This window comes from Nonomuraea sp. NEAU-A123, assembly GCF_018603905.1.
Taxonomy (GTDB): domain Bacteria; phylum Actinomycetota; class Actinomycetes; order Streptosporangiales; family Streptosporangiaceae; genus Nonomuraea.
The window spans coordinates 96,276-113,304 of sequence record NZ_JAHFZZ010000018.1 but is presented as its reverse complement, the minus strand read 5'-3'; the positions used below and the strand labels follow the sequence as shown (position 1 = coordinate 113,304).

Here is a 17,029-nt window from a genome sequence, read left to right as displayed (position 1 = left end):
CACGTCCCCTTGCCCTTGACGTGCGGGTCAAGGGTTAAGGTCGCGACGCCCTTTTGCCGAACATCTGAGGAGCGCAACGTGCCGACCCTGCCGCGAACGTCAAGAGAAGTCCAGCTCGCCACCGTGCCCGACGGGCTGCCCAAGCCAGAGCATTTCGTGGTCGCCGAGGTCCCCCTGCCGGCGCCAGAGGACGGCCAGGTGGTGGTCCGCAATCGTTTCTTCCACGTCTTCGCCGCCCTTCGCACGCTGATCGGCGGGAGTGTGAAGGGCGCGCCCATGCCGCCGCTGCGCCCCGGTGACACGCTGCTCGGGCCCGCGGTCGGAGAGGTCGTGTCGGCCGCCGGGGACAGCGGGCCGCAGGTCGGCGACCTGGTCTCACACTGGCTGGGCTGGCGCGAGTACGCGGTCGTGCCGGTCGGCCAGGTCAGGCCCTTGGGTGACGTGCTGCCAGACCCCGTCGCGCACCTGGGCCAGGGCGGTCTCGCCTACGCGGCGCTGACCAGGGATGCCGAGGTCAGGCCGGGGGACACGGTGTTCGTCTCGGGCGCCGCGGGCGGGGTCGGATCGCTCGCCGGGCAGATCGCCCGCCTGCTCGGCGCCGGTCAGGTGATCGGCAGCACCAGTTCGCGGGAGAAGGCCGATCGGCTGATCTCTGAGCTCGGGTACGACGCGGCCGTGATCCGCGGTGCGGCGCCCATCGAGGAGCAGCTCGCGAAGTCCGCCCCGGACGGCATCGACGTCTACCTGGACAACGTCGGCGGCGAACAGCTCCAGGCGGCGGTTGCCGCAGCCCGTCCCGGCGCCCGGTTCGTCCTGGTCGGCGCGCTGTCCGGGCAGATGTCACCCCGCGGGACGGGTGGGACGGCGCCGGTCGAACTCGACACCTACCAGCTCATCCTCAAGCGCATCTCGATAGAGGCTTTCCAGGGCTTCGACGAGCAGGCGCGATCCCAGTGGCTTGAACGCTTCGGCGGCTGGCTGCGCGCGGGCGACATCACGTTCCCGTACGTCCGGATCGCGGGCATCGATGACGCGCCGCGGGCGTTGCAGGAAATGCTCGAAGGACGTCATTTCGGGACGGTCATCGTCGAACTGTAGGGCTTCTGGAGGATCGATGCGCATCGGCGACGCGGCAGCAGCGGCGGGCACCACGCCCCGGGCACTGCGGTTCTACGAGCAGCGCGGGCTGCTGACCGCGCCCCCGCGCACGGCGACCGGGCAGCGCGAGTACGGGCCGCGCGAGGTGGCCCGCGTGCGCATCATCCGCGAGCTGCTGTCGCTCGGTCTGACCATCGAGGACGTACGTGGCTGCGCCGATCGCCTGTACCTGCTGGACGGAGACACGCTGCCGCCACGCGGCGGCCCCGGCTGTTCCACGACGAGCGGCGTGGTGGAGCGCAGGCTCGCCACCCTCGACGCGGAGATCGCCCGCCTGTCCCGGCTCCGCGAACAACTCGCCGCGCGGGCCGGGGTGAAGGAGAACGCGAAGACCTCATAAGCGTGGGTGCGGGTCTACGCCATATTGCTCGCTGTGACGTGCAGTAATGCGCCGACCGTCAGTCCTCGAAATGAATGAATGGCCGGTAAGGCGCCTCATATCCGTGAGGCGCCGCCCGGATCGAGGAGAACCACGATGACCAGAACCATCCGTCGCTTCGGGCACTCTGCGGTAATCGCCGGCGCGTCACTCGTCCTCATGAGCAGCCCAGGCCTCCTCGCGCAGTCGGCGCTGGCGGCGACCCCACCGCCCATCATGGAGGACTGCTTCGGCGCCCCCATCAGCACCTTTGTCGTGCCGCTGTTCGTCCCACCCGGTGGTGCCGCCTTCGTCGGCACGAGCCGTGCCGACCTGATCATCGGTACGGATGGACCCGACCGCATCTTCGGCGACGCGGGGAACGACAGGATATGCGGCGGAGACGGCGAGGACTATATCGAGGGCGGAAGGGGAGACGACCTCGTTCACGGTGAAGGTCACAGACGAGAAATACACGGCGGAGAGGGGAACGACACGGTCTACGGCGGCCTCAATCCGCCCGGCGGATTTCATGAAGCACTCTACGGAGAAGAAGGCGCCGACTATCTGATCGGCGGTACCGGGCCGGACATATTGGTGTGCGCGACATTCCCTGATCTGCCGCAAGTCGGCGACTTCGTCGATGGCGGAACGGGAATGGGCAACGGCGCGCCGGAAGACGACTCCTTCCTGCCGTCGAGCGGCTGCGACTCTGCGGCGAATATTCCATGATGCGCGCCGGGGCGGGCTATACCCGCAGGCGCATGGCGGAGTCGGCTGAACGGACGAAGCCCAGCGAACGGTAGAGCGGCTCGCCCTCGGGGGAGGCGAGCAGGTCGATCGTCCCGATGCCACGGTCGCGATACCAGGCGAGCAGCGCCGTCATGCAACTCCGGGAATAGCCGCGCCGACGGTGAGCCGGATCGGTCGCGACATTGAAGACGTATCCGATCTCGCCGCTGGGATTGACCGGCCCCGGAAGCCGGCGCTCGACGGTGCCCACCGCACAGGCGGCCAGCAGGCTCGGCCGCTCCGGCTCGCTCGGCCGATCTGGCCGATCTGGCTGGTCCGGCTGGTCCACGACGAAGGCGATCAGCGTGGGGTGCGGCTCGGCCAGTCGCTCGCGGAGCGTCGCGTCCGCGGCCTCCTGCCAGCCGTCCCCGGCCCCTTCGTGCCTCGCCAGGTCGGTCATCAACACTCCGCGCAAGCGGACCAGCTCCGCGGCATCCGCCGCGGTCGCCCTGCGTGCCTCGTTCATCGGCCAGAGCCTAGCCACCGCCCACATCCGCCGGCGGTTCGCGACCGCCCTGGACGACACCATCCACCGCGTGGTCATCCGCGGCCCGCCCGACCCGGGCTCCGAGCAGTGCTTCATCGCCGCAGCCCGCCCCCTGGCCACCTCGACCCCGTTCTTGACTGATCTGTACAAAAGCCGCTAGCTTCAGCTCATGGGCAGACCCCGCGAGTTCAGCGATCAGGCCGTCCTGGACGCCGCGATGGAGGTGTTCTGGGAGAAGGGCTACGAGGCGGCCACCACCCAGGACCTGTGCGCGCGCACCGGGCTCGGTCGCGGCAGCCTCTACAACGCGTTCGGCAGCAAGCACCGCCTGTACGAGGAGGCCATCCGCCGGTACGCCGCGACCCGGGCCGATGCCCAGCTGGCCATGCTGGCGGACCCGGAAGCCGGGCCGGTGCGGGAGCGGCTGCGGGCGATGATGCTGGGCGTCATCGACGCCGACCTGGCCGACCCCGGCCGGCGCGGCTGCCTGGCGCTGAACGCCGCCACCGAGCAGAGCGGGCGCACCGAGGACGTCGCGGCGCTGGTGCGGCGGCAGTTCGTGAACCTGGAGCAGGCGATCTGCCACCTGGTGACGATCGGCCAGGGCACGGGTGAGCTGCCCGCCGGCCGGCCGCCGCTCCAGGTGGCGCGTACGTTCCAGAGCGCGTACTACGGCCTGCGCGTGCTCGCGAAGGTGACCGACGACAGGAACACCCTGCTGGACGTCGTGGACGGGGCGCTCGCGGCCCTGTAAGCCCCAGCGGTCGGCGCCACGGGCATCGTGCTGCCCCTTTTTTGTACTGATCAGTCAACTATTAGAGGTGGAACGAGTGGCGGTACTCTCCCTGATGCTGTGCGTGTTCGGCATCACGACCGGCGAGTTCGTGATCGCCGGCATCCTGCCGGACATCGCCGACGACCTGGCCGTGTCGATTCCGGCGGCCGGACTGCTGGTGACGGCCTACGCGATCGGGATGATCATCGGCGGCCCGGTGCTGACGGCGCTCACCGCGCGCTTCGCCCGCAGGCCGCTCATCCTCGTGCTTCTCGCCGTCGTGATCATCGGAAATCTGGCCTCGGTGCTCGCGCCGACGTACGCCGTGCTGTTCGCGGCACGGATCGTCACCGCGCTGGTGACCTCCACGTTCTTCGCCAACGCGATCGTCATCGCGGCCTCGACCGCCCCGCCGGGCAAGCAGGCCTCCACCGTGTCCAAGCTGGTCTTCGGGATGAACCTGTCGATGATCCTCGGTGCGCCCATCGGCACCTTCATCGGCAATGGGCTGGGGTGGCGGGCCACCTTCGTGGCCATCGCCGGGTGCTGTGCGCTCGGGTTGCTGCTGGTGCTGCGATTCGTACCGGATGTTCAGCAGGCCGCGCCCGGCACGTCCGCGCTGGCCGAGCTCCGGGTGTTCCGCGGCCGTGATGTGCGGCTCGCCATCGCGGTCACGGCGGTCGGCAATGCGGGGCTGCTCATCGTGTTCACCTATTTCGCGCCGCTGCTCACCGGCGTCACCGGATTCGCCGCCGACGCGGTCGCCGTACTGCTGCTGGTGTACGGCGTCGGCGCGGCGGTCGGCAATTTCGCCGGCGGCTGGCTGTCCGACCGGGCGCTGATGCCGTCACAGGTCAGCCTGCTCGCCGTTCTCGCGGCGACGCTGGTGCTGATGTGGACGGTCAGCGCCGGGACGACGATCACCGCGGTGCTGGTCTTCGTGATCGGCGCGCTGGGGTTCTCCGTCATTCCCGGTATGCAGACCAGGGTCCTGACCACCGCGGCCGCGGCGCCGACCCTCGCCATGGCGGTGAACGCGTCCGCGTACCAACTCGCCGCGGCCTTCGCCGCATGGCTGGGCGGGCGGGTCATCGACGGCGGGTTCGGGCTGCGGTCCCTCTATCTCGTCAGCGCCGCCGTCACCGTCGCCGGGATCGTCGTGAGCTGCTACGCGTGGTTCCGGGACCGGGGAGTGGTGGAGCCGGGTTCGGAGGCGCTCCGTGTTCAACAAGACGTCTGAGCTGGTCGAGCGTCACGCGGCCTCCAGACGGAACTGTTCCGCCCGCTGCGGCACGACCAACGCGATCAGCGCGCCCAGCACGGTGGTGCCGATCAGCAGCCCGAACGCGGCGGTATAGGAGAAATGGTCGACCAGCCAGCCCATCAGCACCGGTGCGATGACGCCCGCCACCTGCCCGCCGACGTTGACCACGCCCATGCCCGAGCCGATCACCTCGGGCGGCAGCGCCCGCACCGGCATGCCCAGGATGCCCATCGTCGACAGCCCGGCCACCGCCATGGCCAGCGTCTGGAACAGCGTGAACCCGGCCGCGGTCTCCGCGCGCAGCATCAGCACCAGAAGTACGGCGGTGCAGAGCAGCAGCGGGATGACGAACAGGCGGGCCCGGTCGTGGAAGTAGCGATCGAACAGCCAGCCGCCGAGGATGACGGTCACGGTCATCACCAGGCCGGGGATGGCCGCGTACAGGCCCGTCTTCAGCAGCGAGACGCCCCGCGCCTCCAGCAGATAACTGGGCACCCAGGTGATCATCCCGTACGCGAGCATGTTGGTCGCGCAGAACAACGCCGCGAACTTCCACACCGACGGCGCCCGAAGTACGGACCCGAGCGGGGGAGCGGGGCGGGACAGATCGCCGGACCCGTTCAGCCCGGCGGGCAGGGGCGGGGGGAGCAGCGCCCACAGCAGCAGCCCGATCGCCACCCCCGCGGCGGCCGTCACCCAGAACGTGTGCCGCCACCCGAACGTCAGCAGCAGCGGCGCCACGACCAGCGGCGCCAGGCCCGCGCCCAGTTGGTTGGCGGCCAGCATCGCGCCCGCCGCCGTGGCCCGCCGGGCGGGAGTGGTCCGCTCGGACAGGGCCTTGAAGGACGCGCCGGGAAACAGCCCCTGCCCCACGCCGAACAGCGCCCGGATCACCAGCAACCCGACCAGCCCCCAGGCCAGGCCGGTCAGCGCGGTGAACACCGACCACAGCATGAGCGACACCACGAGCAGCCTGCGCGCCCCGAACCGGTCGGCGAGCAGCCCGCCGGGGATCTGGCACAGCAGGTACACCAGGGCGAACACGGTGATCAGCGAGCCCTGCTGGGTCTTGGTGAGCTCGAAGTCCGCGCCGATGAAGGGCAGGGCGACCGCGATCATCACCCGGTCGACGTAGTCGACGACCCACACCCCCATGAGCAGGCCGACGGTGAGGGTGGCGGTCTTCCTGACATCGAGGGTGTACGTGCTTCCCAAGGCGACCTCCGGTGATGCGGGTGTTCCGCATTCTTCTTACAGATCAACCGGCGGCGCTTCGGGCTGTTCGCCGAATCTCGGGGATGGTCTCGTCCGGGGGGACGATCGTTACGTCGCTTCTGTGAGGGCTTGGGTCATCCGGCCGAGCGTACGGTGCAGATCGGCCAGCTCGCTCAGGTGCATGCCGGTGGCGTTGGCCACATGCTCAGGCACCCGCAGGGCGGACTGCCGCAGCTCCGTGCCCGCCTCGGTGAGCCGCACCACCACGGACCGTTCGTCGCTGGCGTTGCGTTCGCGCCGGACGAGCCCGGCCGCCTCCAGCCGCTTGAGCAGCGGTGACAGGGTGCCGGAGTCGAGCCGCAACGCCACGCCCAGCTCCTTGACCGTCACCGGCTCGCGCTCCCACAGCACCAGCATCACCAGATACTGCGGATAGGTCAGTCCCAGCTCCGCCAGTTGGCGCCGGTAGAAGCCGTCGAGCGCGCGAGACGCGGCGTGTACGGCGAAGCACACCTGATTCTCCAGCAGCAACGCGTTCATGACACCAGCATACCCGGGGTTGACGGCGGGCAACTTAATTGTGCACAATTGAATTACAGGCAACCGATTAGGAGCGATCATGAGCACCCTCTACACCGCCATAGCCACCGCGACGGGCCGCGAAGGCCGCGCCGTCACCTCCGACGGCCGCCTGGACGTGACTCTCTCCCCGCCGAAGGAGCTGGGCGGCACGGGCGAGGGCACCAACCCCGAGCAGCTCTTCGCCGCGGGTTATGCCGCCTGCTTCGCCAGCGCCCTGACCCTGGTGGCCAAGCGCATGAAGGTGGACGCCGAGCAGGCGTCGGTCACCGCCGAAGTGGGCCTCGGCCCGAACGGTGACGGCGGCTTCACCCTGGAAGTCGCTCTCCGCGTCGAGCTCCCCGACCACCTGCAGGGCGAGACCGGCCGCGCCCTGGTGGAAGCCACGCACCAGGTGTGCCCGTACTCGAACGCCACCCGCGGCAACATCCCGGTCGCGCTCGTCATCGAATAAGTCGGGTCAGCAATAGGTGATCGACGATTCATGGCTTTCAATGGGTGTCATGAAATCTCACCACCAGGAGTTCAGTCGGCGAGGGCTGTTTCGGGCCGGCGTCTTCGCCGCGGCGGGCTCCCTCCCGTTCCTCGGCGCGGGCGCCGCGTACGCCGTCGTTTCCGACTCTCCCCGCTTCAAGCTTGCCGGAATGGGTGACGACCCGATCATCGGGAAGCGGCTACAGGCCAACTGGGTAATGCAGTCGTTCGCGTACGACCACGTCGGCCAGCACGTCTACTTCGCCCAGCACAACACCGAGGACTCCGACCCTGACCACAGCGGTGACTTATGGATCACCAAGACGGACACGGCCGGCAACCAGCTCGGCTCCATGGCGTTGCACGGCTTCGGGCACGGTGTGCAGATCGGCGTGGAGCCGTTCGGGGGTGCCGTCTATCTGTGGACCGAGTGGAAGGCGAGCGACGGTGGCTTCGGCACGAAGGTCGGGCGGTTCGCGTTCGTGAACGGCGCCGTCCTCGAGAGGGACGACAGCTCGATCCAGGACCGGACGATCGCGCTCGACAACCTGCATCCCACCTCCCCGAACCCGCAGCCCGCCATCGACCCCCAGTACAACCGGCTGGCGGTTCGGTTCAGGGACGCGGACAGCACGATGCGCATCGTCCTGTACGACCTGGCCGACGCCCGCGACGGCCGCCTCACCACGGGATACCGGAAAGTGGAGCGTGCGCTCCCGGTGCGGACCCCGGCCTGGGCCGCGGCGAATCCCTTCCAGGGATTCACGGTTTTCGGCCGCTACGCGTATCTGCTCGAAGGCGGGGTGGGCGACACCTCGTACATCACCGTCATCGACCTGAACGACTCAGGGCAGAGCGTGGTGCAGGACAGATGGCCGACCCAGGCGGGCAAGTCCTTGCCCGGCCGCGAACCGCAGGGCATGGCCGTCTGGCTCGCGCCCGTGAGCGGCGGGGTTCAGCCGCGGCTGTGCTTCGGCTTCCATGCGAATGTCGGCGGGGTCCGTCAGGCCAACGTCTTCTACAAGTCCGAGTTCGAGTAATTGGAACATACGAGCGAGGCCGTCAGCCGCCCGCGCCCCGATAGTCGTACAAGTCGGCGAGGAACTTCCTGCGCAGCGCCGGGACCTTGCTGGTGAGGCTGAAGTACGACCGGGCCGCGAACAGGGCGAGCCTGCCGGTGTACGGCTTGTAGAGCGGGTCGTCGCCGCTGGTGCCGTTGTTGTCGAGCGAGTCGGCGACCCTGGCGAAGCCATATGGGATCATCTCGGCCTCGTAGTCGGCGACGGCGCGCAGCACGTCCTTGCGGCCGGAGGCGGCGGCGGTGAGCTCGCGGCACAGCAGGGCGGCGTCGCGCAGTGCCGTGTTGGCGCCGACTCCCTGGCCTGGCGTCATCGTGTGGACGGCGTCCCCGAGCAGGGTGATGTTGGTGCTCTGCCACGGCTCGACCGGTACGGAGGTGGCGATGCGTACCGGGAAGGCCGCGGCGGGGTCCGACAGCTCGAACAGCTTGCGCAGGTGGGGATGCCAGTTGCCGGTGGCGTCCAGCGCGACCTTGACCAGCTCCTCGCCGCGCAGTTGCGCGGTGTCGGCCGGAAAGTGGCCGTCGGCGCTCCAGATCGACAGGTTGAGGTAGTCGGCGGAGTCCGCCGATGCGTCGAACTCCATCACGTGGAGCATGCCGATCAGACCGCGCGTGGCGAAGATCAGCGAGAGCCCGTACAGAGCCTGCTCCGGGAGCAGGGCGCGGGTCTCCGGGGTGAGCGGGGTCTTGGTGGCGATCGCGGTGATGCCCGTGTCCTTGATCTGCGCGTGCGGCAGGTACTGGCGTCGTACGGCCGAGCGGGTGCCCTCCGCCGAGACCAGGACGTCGCCGGTGGCGCTGGTGCCGTCGTCGAAGTGGGCCGTGACGGTGCCGTCGTCGTGGCGTTCGTAGTGGGTGAAGACCTTGCCGAAGTGGACGACGTCCTCCATGCCGGTGAACAGCACCTGCCGCAGCGTCGCTCGCGACACCGACCGTTCGCTGTCGACGTCGTCGCGGTCGTCGCGCAGCGGAATCGAGGCCGTCAGGCGCATCTTCTCGGTGAGCACGTTGAAGTAGCGGGGCGTGCGCGCGCAGGTCGCGACGAAGACGTCGAACAGTTCGGGCGGCAGGCACTCCTTCAGCGCCCGGTTGCCGGTCGGGTCGATGCCCACGCGGTAGCCGTACAGGCCGTCGGTACGGGAGCCGTACCGCTCGTAGACCGCGACGGAGACCTCGGCCCGCTTGAGCCCGTGCGCCAGGCACATTCCTCCGGTGCCGCCGCCAATGATGATCACATGCATGATGGTGGATCCTCGTGTATCTTGATGGTCGAGACATCATTAGCTTGATAGCCAAGAGGCTCGAATGTCAAGAGAAAATCTGGAAGGGATGCGTCGGGCCGTGGGTGCGGAGACGCAGTCGCTGCAGTCGGCGGTCGACGCCTTCGACGAGGCGGCCGCCGGCGTGCTGGGCGTCAACCGCACCGACCTGCGCTGCCTGGAGGCGCTCTTCCAGGGAGATCGGCTGACCCCCGGCGTGCTCGGGCCCGCTCTGGGGCTGACCACGGGCAGCGTGACGGCGATGCTCGACCGGCTGGAACGGCTCGGCTACGTGACCCGTTCCTCCGACCCCTCGGACCGGCGCAAGGTGGTGGTGGGGATCACCGAGGAGGCGACGCGCAAGGTCTGGGACCTCTACGGGCCGATCGTCGCGGACGGTGAGGAGTTCATGAAGGAGTACACGGCAGCGGAGCTCACCGTGCTGACGGGGTATCTGCGCCGCTCGCGCGAGCTGTACGAACGCCACCTGACGCGGGCGCGCGCGATGCCCGCCGCGGCGAAGCGCCGGTGATGGTGCCAGCGGCTGGGGTAGGCACCGCCGGTGTGAGCATGACCAGACAGCTGAGCCCCAACGCCGGATATGGCGGCTGGACCGACCTCGGCGGCGCCATCACCGACTACCCGGCGGCCAGTCTCGACCCGAGCGGCGCCCTGGTGACCATGACGGTCACCAGGCGGGTACGAGGGGACGGCTGACCGCTCAGAGCCCGGCGGCCTCTTCCAGGGCACTGATGTCGATCTTCCGCATGCCCATCATGGCCTTCATGACCTGCTGCGCCTTGGCCGGGTCGGGGTTGCTCAGCAGCTCGGGCAGCGCGCTGGGAATGATCTGCCAGGACAGGCCCCACCGGTCCTTCAGCCAGCCGCACTGCGACTCCTCGCCGCCATCGGTGAGCTTGGCCCACAGCTCGTCGACCTCCTCCTGCGACGCGCAGTCGACGTACAGGGAGATCGCCTCGGTGAACCTGAACTGCGGGCCGCCGTTCAGCGCGAGGAACCGCTGGCCCGCCAGCTCGAACGCCACCATCATGGCCGTCCCCGCCGGTCCCGGCCCCGCGTCGCCGTAGCGGTTGACTTCGAGGATCCGCGAGTCCTCGAAGATCGAGGTGTAGAACTCGGCCGCCTCTTCGGCCTGGTTGTCGAACCACAGGTACGTGGTGATCTTCTGCATCGTGCGCTCCTCCGCGTTCGGGACGGTGCGTCCCGTGCTGTCCTGTCGCTAACGCGTCGAACGGGTCGACGGCGACTCGACACGGCGGCGCGAGAATTTTCCGGTGGATTTCACGACGAAGATCCTTTGACGCCGGCGATGATCAATTCGACGCCCTCGCGGAAGGCGCGGTCGCGGAGTTCCCTGGGCTGGGTCCCGCGGGCCTGTTCCTCGGTCGTGTAGCCGTTGACGTAGGCCATGACGGTGTCCACGGCGACGGCGGCCGTGCCCGCGGGGACGCCCGCGGCCGCCAGGGTGGCGATGAGGTCGTGGTAGAAGGCGACGGCCTCTTTGCCCGGGTTCTGGAAGGTGGACAAGAGACGCGCGCCATCGCGGTGGGCCAGCATGAGCTCCCGCGTGCCGATGGCGAGGCCGCGCAGCCGCTCGTCCCAGGGGCCGTCCAGCGGCGGGACGGCGTCGGCCGGCGGGACGACCAGGTGCGCGACCATGGCGTCCAGCAGGGCCTGCTTGCTGGGGTAATGCCGGTACAGGGCGCCTGCCTGCACACCGAGCCGGCTCGCCAGCAGGCGCATGGTGAGCCCGTCCAAGCCGACCTCGTCGAGCAGCTCGATCGCCGCCTGAAGCACTTCGGCACGCCGCTGCCCCATCGAATCCTCCAAAAGTCCCGGTTGACAATCCGGCTCCGCGTACGTGAACAATGTACACGTGAACGTTGTTCACGTCGGAGACGGAGGGTTTCATGACCGAGCAAGGCGTGGGACGGGTGCTGGTGATCGGGGCGGGCCTCGGCGGGCTGACGCTCGCGCACGCGCTCGTCCGTGCGGGCATCGACGTCCGGGTGTACGAGGCGGACGACGGCAGCGACGAGCGGTTCCAGGGATACCGGATCGGGCTGGCCGAGCCCGGGTTGGCTGCTCTGCGCGCGAGCCTGTCGCAGCGGCTCTACGACCTGGTCGAGATCACCAGTGGGAGCCTTACGGGGCCTGGACTGATGTTCGACGAGCAGCTCACGGTGCTCAGCCGCGACCTGGAGGGGCCACCGGCGGAGGCCAGGGCGGTGGACCGGCAGGTGCTGCGGCGGATCCTGCTCGGCGACCTGGGGAACCGGGTCGCGCACGGCAAGCGGCTGAGAGGTTTCGCGGAGGAGCCGGACGGGAGCGTGACCGCGCGCTTCGCCGACGGCACGCAGGCCACCGGTGCGGTGCTGGTCGGCGCCGACGGCGGGAACTCCGTGGTGCGGCGGCACCTGGTGCCCGAGGTCGGACTCGTCGACTCCGACCTGTGCGGGGCGATGGGGCGCACGCCGATCACCGACCGATTCCTGCGGCTGGTACCGGGACGCGGCACGATGGTCAAGGGCCCCGGAGTCACGCTGATGCTGGGGCGGATGCAGTTCGGCAGGGAACCGTCCGAGGCCGCCGCCGCGCTCGCTCCCGGGCTGGACATGCCCTACCGGGACAGCTACGTACGGTGGGTGCTGCTGGTCCCGCCGGAGCACCCTGCGGCGACCGAGTCGGGGGACGCGCGCGAGCTGGTGCTGGACCTCATCGACGGCTGGCACCCCGACCTGCGGGATCTGGTGCGCTCCGCCGACATGAGCGCGGTAGGCCGGTCCAAGATCTATGACCGGCCGATGCCGTCCTGGCCGGTGGGCCGGGTCACGCTGCTCGGCGACGCCGCCCACCTGACCCTGGCCAGCGGAGGAAATGGCGCGAACACCGCCATGCAGGACGCCGTACGACTGTCGGCGCGGCTGGCCGAGGTCGATCGGGGCGAACGGGACCTGACATCGGCGCTGGGGGAGTACCAGGACGATCTGCTCGACCGCGGGAACGCGGCAGTGGAGCACGGCAAGCAGGCGCTGAAGAGGTTCGTCCGTCCGCAGCCGCAGGAGACGCCGTGAAGGAGCGCGAGTACAGCACCGGCCGGGTCCGTTCCGCCGACGGGACTACGATCGGCTACCGGCGATGCGGCCGCGGACCCGGACTGATCCTCCTGCACGGCGGCATGCTGGCGGCGCAGCACTTCATGAAGCTCGCCGCCGCCCTGTCCGCCGACTTCACCGTCTACGTGCCCGATCGGCGTGGACGCGGGCTGAGCGGACCCCACGGTGATGACTTCAGCGTCCTGCGGGAGGTCGAAGACCTGCGGGCACTCGTCACGGCGACCGGGGCGACGCGGGTCTTCGGACTGAGCTCGGGTGCGCTCGTCACCTTGCGTACGGCCCTCACCACCCCGGCCCTTGACCGGATCGCCCTGTACGAGCCTCCGCTGTCCATCGACGGTTCGGTGCCGATGGGCTGGGTGGCGCGCTACGACCGGGAGATCGCCGCCGGCAAGATCGGTTCCGCGCTGGTGACGGCGCTGAAGGGCCTTGAGGCCGAACCGGTGCTCGGCCGGGTCCCGCGCCTCGTCCTCGTGCCGTTCATGGCGATCGGCATGCGCGTGCAGGGCGACCTGCTCGAGGATGACGTACCGATCAAAGCGCTCGTCCCCACCCAGCACTTCGACATGCGGATACTCCGGGACATGGCCGACACGGTCAAGGACTATGCGGCGCTCGACGCACGGGTTCTGCTGCTCGGTGGCTCAAAGAGCCCGGCGTACTTCGACCGCACGCTGGACGAGCTGGCCGCCACGCTCCCGCACGCGCGACGTGTCACGCTCGCGGGCCTGGGGCACTCGGGCCCGGACGATCATCCGGAGGTCGTGGGGGCGGCTCTGCACGAGTTCTTCGGCACACCCTGACCAGCGGCTTCGTGGCCGGTTCAGCGGCCGTGGACGCGGCGGCCGGTGATCTGGTGCGGGACGATGCGGATGTAGAGCCGGCGGTCGCCACCGGCCCACGGGGTGACGTCGGACTCGCTGACCTGGGCCAGCTCGTCCGGTGGCACGTGGTGGACGGGACCCTGGATGAGGACGCTCCAGCCCTCGCTCTGTGCCTCGTCCATCTTGTCGACCTCGAAGCCGACCTTGATTTCCACGTCTTGCAGGCCGGTACGCAGGTCCTGGTCCATGGGGCCGCCGTGTGAGGTGCGGAACACGATCGCGCCGTCGTGGAGCCGGTAGTTGACGGGCAGCACCGTCGGCCCGTGTGAGCCGTTGAACGCCACCCGGCCGACACCGCCCGGCGCGACCAGGCGCAGGCACTCCTCGGGCTCCAGCACGTCCAGGACCGGGTCGGCCGCGGCGGGGCCGCCACCGGACGGGCGGTCCCGGCCGCCGCCCAGCAGGTCTTGAACGGTGGTCTCCAGCGCGGTGGCCAGGCGGGTCACCGTGCTGGTGTTCGGGGGGCTCAGGTGCCCTTCGAGGTACTGGACGTACCCGGGGGACATCTCCGCGCGGTCGGCGACCTGCTCGCGGGTGAGGCCCAGCCGTTCGCGGTGGTGAATCATGCGACGTGCGAAGTCACCGGTGCCTGTCATGACCGTCTCCTTGTCCTCATGGCCATGACGCTACGCACAGGTCACCGGGGCAAACAGGGTCCTTCGGCTCTTGCCTGACGGACTTCCGGCCCTGCTCCGGCGGTCGGTGAGCGAGTGCGATGGGAAGGGAGCGAAGGAGGACGGATCATGATCGTCGTAGGAGTGGACGGCTCGGTGACCGCGCGGGCCGCGGTGGAGTGGGCGGTCAACGACGCCTTCCGGATGAAGGAGCCGCTGCGGATCGTGCATGCGGTGGACCGTTCGCCGTACCAGATCGGTAAGTTCCCCGGCGCGGCGTTGCCCGACACGCTGCTGCGTGAGGGGCAGCGGATTCTGCGGGAAGCGCTGGCCCTGGCCCGTGAGCGGCAGCCCGGGGTCGAGGTCATGACGGAGGACATCGAGGGCGCGCCCGCCGAGGTGCTGCGTGAGCAGGCCGGGGGCGCGACCGAGATCGTGCTGGGCAGCCGTGGGCTCGGTGGGTTCGCCGGCGCGTTGCTGGGCTCTGTCAGTACGCACGTGGCGGGGCGGGTGCGCTGTCCCGTCGTGGTGGTGCGGGGCGATCATCGGCCGGTGTTCGGCGAGGTCGTGGTCGGGGTGGACGACTCGCCGCAGAGCGAGCCCGCGCTGGCGTACGCCTTCCGGCAGGCCGAGGTGCGGGGGAGCGTGCTGAGGGTGATGCACGCCTGGCAGTTGCCGGTGCACGCGTTCGCGCCCGAGGTGGTCTACGGCATGGACGAGGTGCGCACCGCGCAGTACCAGGTCGTCCGCGACCGGCTGGAGACCTTCAGGAAGGACTACCCGCGGGTGACGGTGGTCGAGGATCCTCAGCAGGGGCAGCCGGTGGAAGTGCTCACCGACGCGTCCACCCGCGCCGACCTGCTGGTGGTGGGCTCGCACGGTCACGGCGCGGTGGCCGCGATGCTGCTCGGCTCGGTCAGCCGCGGCGTCCTGCACCACGTCCGCTGCCCGGTGGCGATAGTGCGCGCGTAAGGACCCGCACCGCTGGAGGTGGTCATAGCGCCAGGGCACGGCTCCCGGGCCTAGCCAGCCAGATAACGCAGCCACAGGTACGGCGTCGCCACCGCCACCGTGGCCAGGGTGACGACCAGACCGTACTTGGTGAACTCCCAGAAACCGATCTTCACGCCGTTGCGTTCGGCGATGCCGATGATGACGACATTGGCCGAGGCGCCCACCGCCGTGGCGTTGCCGCCCAGATCGGCGCCGATGGCCAGCGCCCACCACAGAACCTGCGAACCGGGGCCGAAGGAGTGGGCGAGGTCGGCGACGATCGGGCTCATCGTGGCCACGTACGGGATGTTGTCGATGATGGCGGACAGGCCGGTCGACGCCCACAGCAGCACCATCGTGGCCAGGCCCAGATCGCCCTCGGTGGCGGAGGCGGCTGCCTGGGAGAGCCGGCCGACCACGCCGGTCTCGACGAGGGCGCCGACCATGACGAACAGGCCCATGAAGAAGGCCAGGGTGGGCCACTCGACCTCACGCAGTGACTCCTCGGTCGTCACCTTGGTGGCGGCGACCAGCAGGCCCGCGCCCAGCAGCGCGACGACGGCGGGCTCGTAGTGCAGCACCGGATGCAGGACGAACGCCGCGATCACGATCACCAGGACGCCCAGGCTCTGCCACAGCAGCAGCCGGTCCCTGATCGCCTCCCGCTCGTTCAGCTCCATGACCTCCGCGACCCGTTCGGGGTGGTAGACGAACGCGTCGCGGAACAGCCACCCGCACAGCCCCACGAACACCGCGACCAGGACGATGATCAACGGCGCGAGGTGGATGAGGAAGTCGTTGAAGGTCAGTCCGGCGCGGCTGGCGATGATGATGTTGGGCGGATCGCCGATCAGGGTGGCGGTGCCGCCGATGTTGGCGGCCATCGCCTCGGCGATCAGATACGGCGCGGCGGGCAGGGCGAGCCGGTCGCACACCAGGAACGTGACGGGGGCGATCAGCAGCACGGTGGTGACGTTGTCCAGCAGCGCGGAGGCACCCGCCGTGATGACGATCAGCATGACCATGAGCCGGAACGGCCGCCCCTTGGCCCGTTTGGCGGCCCAGATCGCCAGGTACTCGAAGACGCCGGTCTGCCGCAGCACCCCGACGATGATCATCATGCCGAGCAGCAGGAAGATGACGTTCCAGTCGATGCCGGTGCGTTCGGCGAAGAACGCCGCCCGGCCGTCCACGGCGTGGATCAGCAGCATCATCGCCGCGCCGCCCAGAGCGGCGGCCGTACGGTGGATCCGTTCGGTCGCGATGAGAACGTAGGCCACGATGAAGATCGCCACGGTTGCGATCGCGATCACAGGCGGTCCTCCGGGGGCGATGCGGGCCTCGCGAGCACCCTAGACCAGCCGTTCGGGCGTGAACGGTCTTGTTTACCTGCTTCTGGTGTCTTTTGCCCGCAGAACGATTGACCTTACTGGATCACTCCTGGTCGTGTGGTGATTACCGAATGTGGATATTGACCATAGGAGGATGAGATGGCGGACAACGTAATCGCGCGGAAGCCCGGGGACGGGGATGCGTACTGGGTGATGGGCGGTCTCTATGAGATCAAGGCCGCGAGCGACGAGACGGGTGGCGGCCTGAGCGTCGTCGAGATGACCGTCCCGGCCGGAATGGGTCCGCCGCCGCACACGCATCCGGGTGCGGAAATGATCTACGTTCTGGAGGGAACGGTCCGCCTGCACATCGACGATCAGGTGGTAGAAGGCGGTGCCGGGTCCTTCTTCTACATCCCTCAGAAAACGTGGGAGCGTTTCGAACCCCTCACCGATACGCGCCTTCTCGTGGTCTATTCTCCCGGCGGCATCGATGAGTTCTTCACCGAGGTAGGCGAGCTGGCGCCGACCCGGGAGGCCCCGCCGTCGGAGCATCCGCTGCCCAGCCTGAAGGCGGTGACGGCAGCCGGGCTCCGCCACGGGCTGGAGATGAGACTTCCCGACTGAA

The 17,029-nt window shown here is 69.2% G+C and carries 21 protein-coding genes; 13 read left to right on the top strand and 8 right to left on the bottom strand.

What is annotated here, in order from left to right; all coding sequences use genetic code 11:
- Nucleotides 1-78 precede the first annotated feature (78 nt).
- The 3 genes from KLK06_RS41955 to KLK06_RS41945 all read left to right on the top strand — a co-directional run bounded on the left by KLK06_RS41955 (nt 79) and on the right by KLK06_RS41945 (nt 2,248).
- Entirely contained in the window at nt 79-1,098 is a 1,020-nt protein-coding gene (locus tag KLK06_RS41955; protein WP_214641268.1) for an NADP-dependent oxidoreductase, read from the top strand.
- 16 nt (nt 1,099-1,114) lie between these two features.
- Nucleotides 1,115-1,498 (top strand): MerR family transcriptional regulator, encoded by a 384-nt coding sequence (locus tag KLK06_RS41950; RefSeq protein ID WP_214641267.1) that lies wholly within the window; start codon nt 1,115-1,117, stop codon nt 1,496-1,498.
- A 135-nt stretch (nt 1,499-1,633) separates the two neighbouring features.
- Nucleotides 1,634-2,248, top strand: coding sequence for a calcium-binding protein (locus KLK06_RS41945; RefSeq protein ID WP_214641266.1), 615 nt, complete (start codon nt 1,634-1,636; stop codon nt 2,246-2,248).
- Between the two features lie 16 nt (nt 2,249-2,264).
- On the opposite strand, the gene KLK06_RS41940 is transcribed toward KLK06_RS41945, so the two are convergent.
- On the bottom strand, nt 2,265-2,774 hold the full coding sequence (locus tag KLK06_RS41940; RefSeq protein WP_214641265.1) for a GNAT family N-acetyltransferase: 510 nt from the start codon (nt 2,772-2,774) through the stop codon (nt 2,265-2,267).
- A 190-nt stretch (nt 2,775-2,964) separates the two neighbouring features.
- Here KLK06_RS41940 and KLK06_RS41935 point away from each other — a divergent pair, with 190 nt between their 5' ends.
- Together KLK06_RS41935 and KLK06_RS41930 are read left to right on the top strand one after the other, a co-directional pair.
- On the top strand, nt 2,965-3,549 hold the full coding sequence (locus KLK06_RS41935) for a TetR/AcrR family transcriptional regulator (protein ID WP_250906837.1): 585 nt from the start codon (nt 2,965-2,967) through the stop codon (nt 3,547-3,549).
- Between the two features lie 76 nt (nt 3,550-3,625).
- Nucleotides 3,626-4,810, top strand: a complete 1,185-nt coding sequence (locus KLK06_RS41930) for an MFS transporter (protein WP_214641264.1) — start codon at nt 3,626-3,628, stop codon at nt 4,808-4,810.
- A 12-nt stretch (nt 4,811-4,822) separates the two neighbouring features.
- Here KLK06_RS41930 and KLK06_RS41925 read toward each other — a convergent pair whose 3' ends face one another.
- Nucleotides 4,823-6,049 carry an MFS transporter gene (locus KLK06_RS41925; protein ID WP_250906836.1) on the bottom strand — a complete coding sequence of 409 codons (1,227 nt, stop codon included), beginning with the start codon at nt 6,047-6,049 and terminating at the stop codon, nt 4,823-4,825.
- Between the two features lie 108 nt (nt 6,050-6,157).
- On the bottom strand, nt 6,158-6,589 hold the full coding sequence (locus KLK06_RS41920) for a MarR family winged helix-turn-helix transcriptional regulator (RefSeq protein ID WP_250906835.1): 432 nt from the start codon (nt 6,587-6,589) through the stop codon (nt 6,158-6,160).
- Between the two features lie 79 nt (nt 6,590-6,668).
- Between KLK06_RS41920 and KLK06_RS41915 the strand changes: the two genes are divergently transcribed.
- Together KLK06_RS41915 and KLK06_RS41910 are read left to right on the top strand one after the other, a co-directional pair.
- On the top strand, nt 6,669-7,082 hold the full coding sequence (locus KLK06_RS41915) for an organic hydroperoxide resistance protein (protein WP_214641262.1): 414 nt from the start codon (nt 6,669-6,671) through the stop codon (nt 7,080-7,082).
- Between the two features lie 49 nt (nt 7,083-7,131).
- Nucleotides 7,132-8,142, top strand: coding sequence for a hypothetical protein (locus tag KLK06_RS41910; protein ID WP_214641261.1), 1,011 nt, complete (start codon nt 7,132-7,134; stop codon nt 8,140-8,142).
- Between the two features lie 22 nt (nt 8,143-8,164).
- On the opposite strand, the gene KLK06_RS41905 is transcribed toward KLK06_RS41910, so the two are convergent.
- Nucleotides 8,165-9,424 (bottom strand): NAD(P)/FAD-dependent oxidoreductase, encoded by a 1,260-nt coding sequence (locus KLK06_RS41905; RefSeq protein ID WP_214641260.1) that lies wholly within the window; start codon nt 9,422-9,424, stop codon nt 8,165-8,167.
- An 88-nt stretch (nt 9,425-9,512) separates the two neighbouring features.
- Between KLK06_RS41905 and KLK06_RS41900 the strand changes: the two genes are divergently transcribed.
- Together KLK06_RS41900 and KLK06_RS41895 are read left to right on the top strand one after the other, a co-directional pair.
- Entirely contained in the window at nt 9,513-9,974 is a 462-nt protein-coding gene (locus KLK06_RS41900) for a MarR family transcriptional regulator (RefSeq protein WP_214641259.1), read from the top strand.
- 38 nt (nt 9,975-10,012) lie between these two features.
- Nucleotides 10,013-10,159 (top strand): hypothetical protein, encoded by a 147-nt coding sequence (locus KLK06_RS41895; RefSeq protein ID WP_214641258.1) that lies wholly within the window; start codon nt 10,013-10,015, stop codon nt 10,157-10,159.
- Between the two features lie 4 nt (nt 10,160-10,163).
- Here the strand turns inward: KLK06_RS41895 and KLK06_RS41890 are convergent, their stop codons facing one another.
- Nucleotides 10,164-10,634, bottom strand: coding sequence for a VOC family protein (locus tag KLK06_RS41890; RefSeq protein WP_214641257.1), 471 nt, complete (start codon nt 10,632-10,634; stop codon nt 10,164-10,166).
- Nucleotides 10,635-10,744: 110 nt separating this feature from the next.
- Nucleotides 10,745-11,281 (bottom strand): TetR/AcrR family transcriptional regulator C-terminal domain-containing protein, encoded by a 537-nt coding sequence (locus tag KLK06_RS41885; protein WP_214641256.1) that lies wholly within the window; start codon nt 11,279-11,281, stop codon nt 10,745-10,747.
- Between the two features lie 92 nt (nt 11,282-11,373).
- Between KLK06_RS41885 and KLK06_RS41880 the strand changes: the two genes are divergently transcribed.
- Complete coding sequence (locus KLK06_RS41880) at nt 11,374-12,537, top strand: NAD(P)/FAD-dependent oxidoreductase (RefSeq protein WP_214641255.1); 1,164 nt, start codon at nt 11,374-11,376, stop codon at nt 12,535-12,537.
- Nucleotides 12,534-13,382: an alpha/beta fold hydrolase gene (locus KLK06_RS41875; protein ID WP_214641254.1), complete on the top strand. Its 849-nt coding sequence runs from the start codon at nt 12,534-12,536 to the stop codon at nt 13,380-13,382. The genes KLK06_RS41880 and KLK06_RS41875 overlap by 4 nt, the downstream gene beginning before the upstream one ends.
- 20 nt (nt 13,383-13,402) lie before the next feature.
- Here KLK06_RS41875 and KLK06_RS41870 read toward each other — a convergent pair whose 3' ends face one another.
- Nucleotides 13,403-14,059: a pyridoxamine 5'-phosphate oxidase family protein gene (locus tag KLK06_RS41870; RefSeq protein WP_214641253.1), complete on the bottom strand. Its 657-nt coding sequence runs from the start codon at nt 14,057-14,059 to the stop codon at nt 13,403-13,405.
- A gap of 147 nt (nt 14,060-14,206) precedes the next feature.
- Here KLK06_RS41870 and KLK06_RS41865 point away from each other — a divergent pair, with 147 nt between their 5' ends.
- Nucleotides 14,207-15,049 (top strand): universal stress protein, encoded by an 843-nt coding sequence (locus tag KLK06_RS41865; protein ID WP_214641252.1) that lies wholly within the window; start codon nt 14,207-14,209, stop codon nt 15,047-15,049.
- A gap of 50 nt (nt 15,050-15,099) precedes the next feature.
- Here the strand turns inward: KLK06_RS41865 and KLK06_RS41860 are convergent, their stop codons facing one another.
- Nucleotides 15,100-16,383, bottom strand: coding sequence for an ArsB/NhaD family transporter (locus KLK06_RS41860; protein WP_214641251.1), 1,284 nt, complete (start codon nt 16,381-16,383; stop codon nt 15,100-15,102).
- Between the two features lie 177 nt (nt 16,384-16,560).
- Between KLK06_RS41860 and KLK06_RS41855 the strand changes: the two genes are divergently transcribed.
- The gene (locus tag KLK06_RS41855; protein ID WP_214641250.1) at nt 16,561-17,028 is read left to right on the top strand and encodes a cupin domain-containing protein; all 468 of its coding nucleotides are present in this window, start codon (nt 16,561-16,563) and stop codon (nt 17,026-17,028) included.
- The last annotated feature ends 1 nt before the right edge of the window (nt 17,029 follow it).

What these genes read in the sequence shown, in the direction of transcription:
- KLK06_RS41950 (WP_214641267.1), top strand. Translation starts at nt 1,115, where the DNA reads ATGCGCATCGGCGACGCGGCAGCAGCGGCGGGCACCACGCCCCGGGCA.
- KLK06_RS41945 (WP_214641266.1), top strand. Translation starts at nt 1,634, where the DNA reads ATGACCAGAACCATCCGTCGCTTCGGGCACTCTGCGGTAATCGCCGGC.
- KLK06_RS41940 (WP_214641265.1), bottom strand. Translation starts at nt 2,774, where the DNA reads ATGAACGAGGCACGCAGGGCGACCGCGGCGGATGCCGCGGAGCTGGTC.
- KLK06_RS41935 (WP_250906837.1), top strand. Translation starts at nt 2,965, where the DNA reads ATGGGCAGACCCCGCGAGTTCAGCGATCAGGCCGTCCTGGACGCCGCG.
- KLK06_RS41920 (WP_250906835.1), bottom strand. Translation starts at nt 6,589, where the DNA reads ATGAACGCGTTGCTGCTGGAGAATCAGGTGTGCTTCGCCGTACACGCC.
- KLK06_RS41915 (WP_214641262.1), top strand. Translation starts at nt 6,669, where the DNA reads ATGAGCACCCTCTACACCGCCATAGCCACCGCGACGGGCCGCGAAGGC.
- KLK06_RS41910 (WP_214641261.1), top strand. Translation starts at nt 7,132, where the DNA reads ATGAAATCTCACCACCAGGAGTTCAGTCGGCGAGGGCTGTTTCGGGCC.
- KLK06_RS41905 (WP_214641260.1), bottom strand. Translation starts at nt 9,424, where the DNA reads ATGCATGTGATCATCATTGGCGGCGGCACCGGAGGAATGTGCCTGGCG.
- KLK06_RS41900 (WP_214641259.1), top strand. Translation starts at nt 9,513, where the DNA reads ATGCGTCGGGCCGTGGGTGCGGAGACGCAGTCGCTGCAGTCGGCGGTC.
- KLK06_RS41895 (WP_214641258.1), top strand. Translation starts at nt 10,013, where the DNA reads ATGACCAGACAGCTGAGCCCCAACGCCGGATATGGCGGCTGGACCGAC.
- KLK06_RS41890 (WP_214641257.1), bottom strand. Translation starts at nt 10,634, where the DNA reads ATGCAGAAGATCACCACGTACCTGTGGTTCGACAACCAGGCCGAAGAG.
- KLK06_RS41885 (WP_214641256.1), bottom strand. Translation starts at nt 11,281, where the DNA reads ATGGGGCAGCGGCGTGCCGAAGTGCTTCAGGCGGCGATCGAGCTGCTC.
- KLK06_RS41880 (WP_214641255.1), top strand. Translation starts at nt 11,374, where the DNA reads ATGACCGAGCAAGGCGTGGGACGGGTGCTGGTGATCGGGGCGGGCCTC.
- KLK06_RS41870 (WP_214641253.1), bottom strand. Translation starts at nt 14,059, where the DNA reads ATGACAGGCACCGGTGACTTCGCACGTCGCATGATTCACCACCGCGAA.
- KLK06_RS41865 (WP_214641252.1), top strand. Translation starts at nt 14,207, where the DNA reads ATGATCGTCGTAGGAGTGGACGGCTCGGTGACCGCGCGGGCCGCGGTG.
- KLK06_RS41855 (WP_214641250.1), top strand. Translation starts at nt 16,561, where the DNA reads ATGGCGGACAACGTAATCGCGCGGAAGCCCGGGGACGGGGATGCGTAC.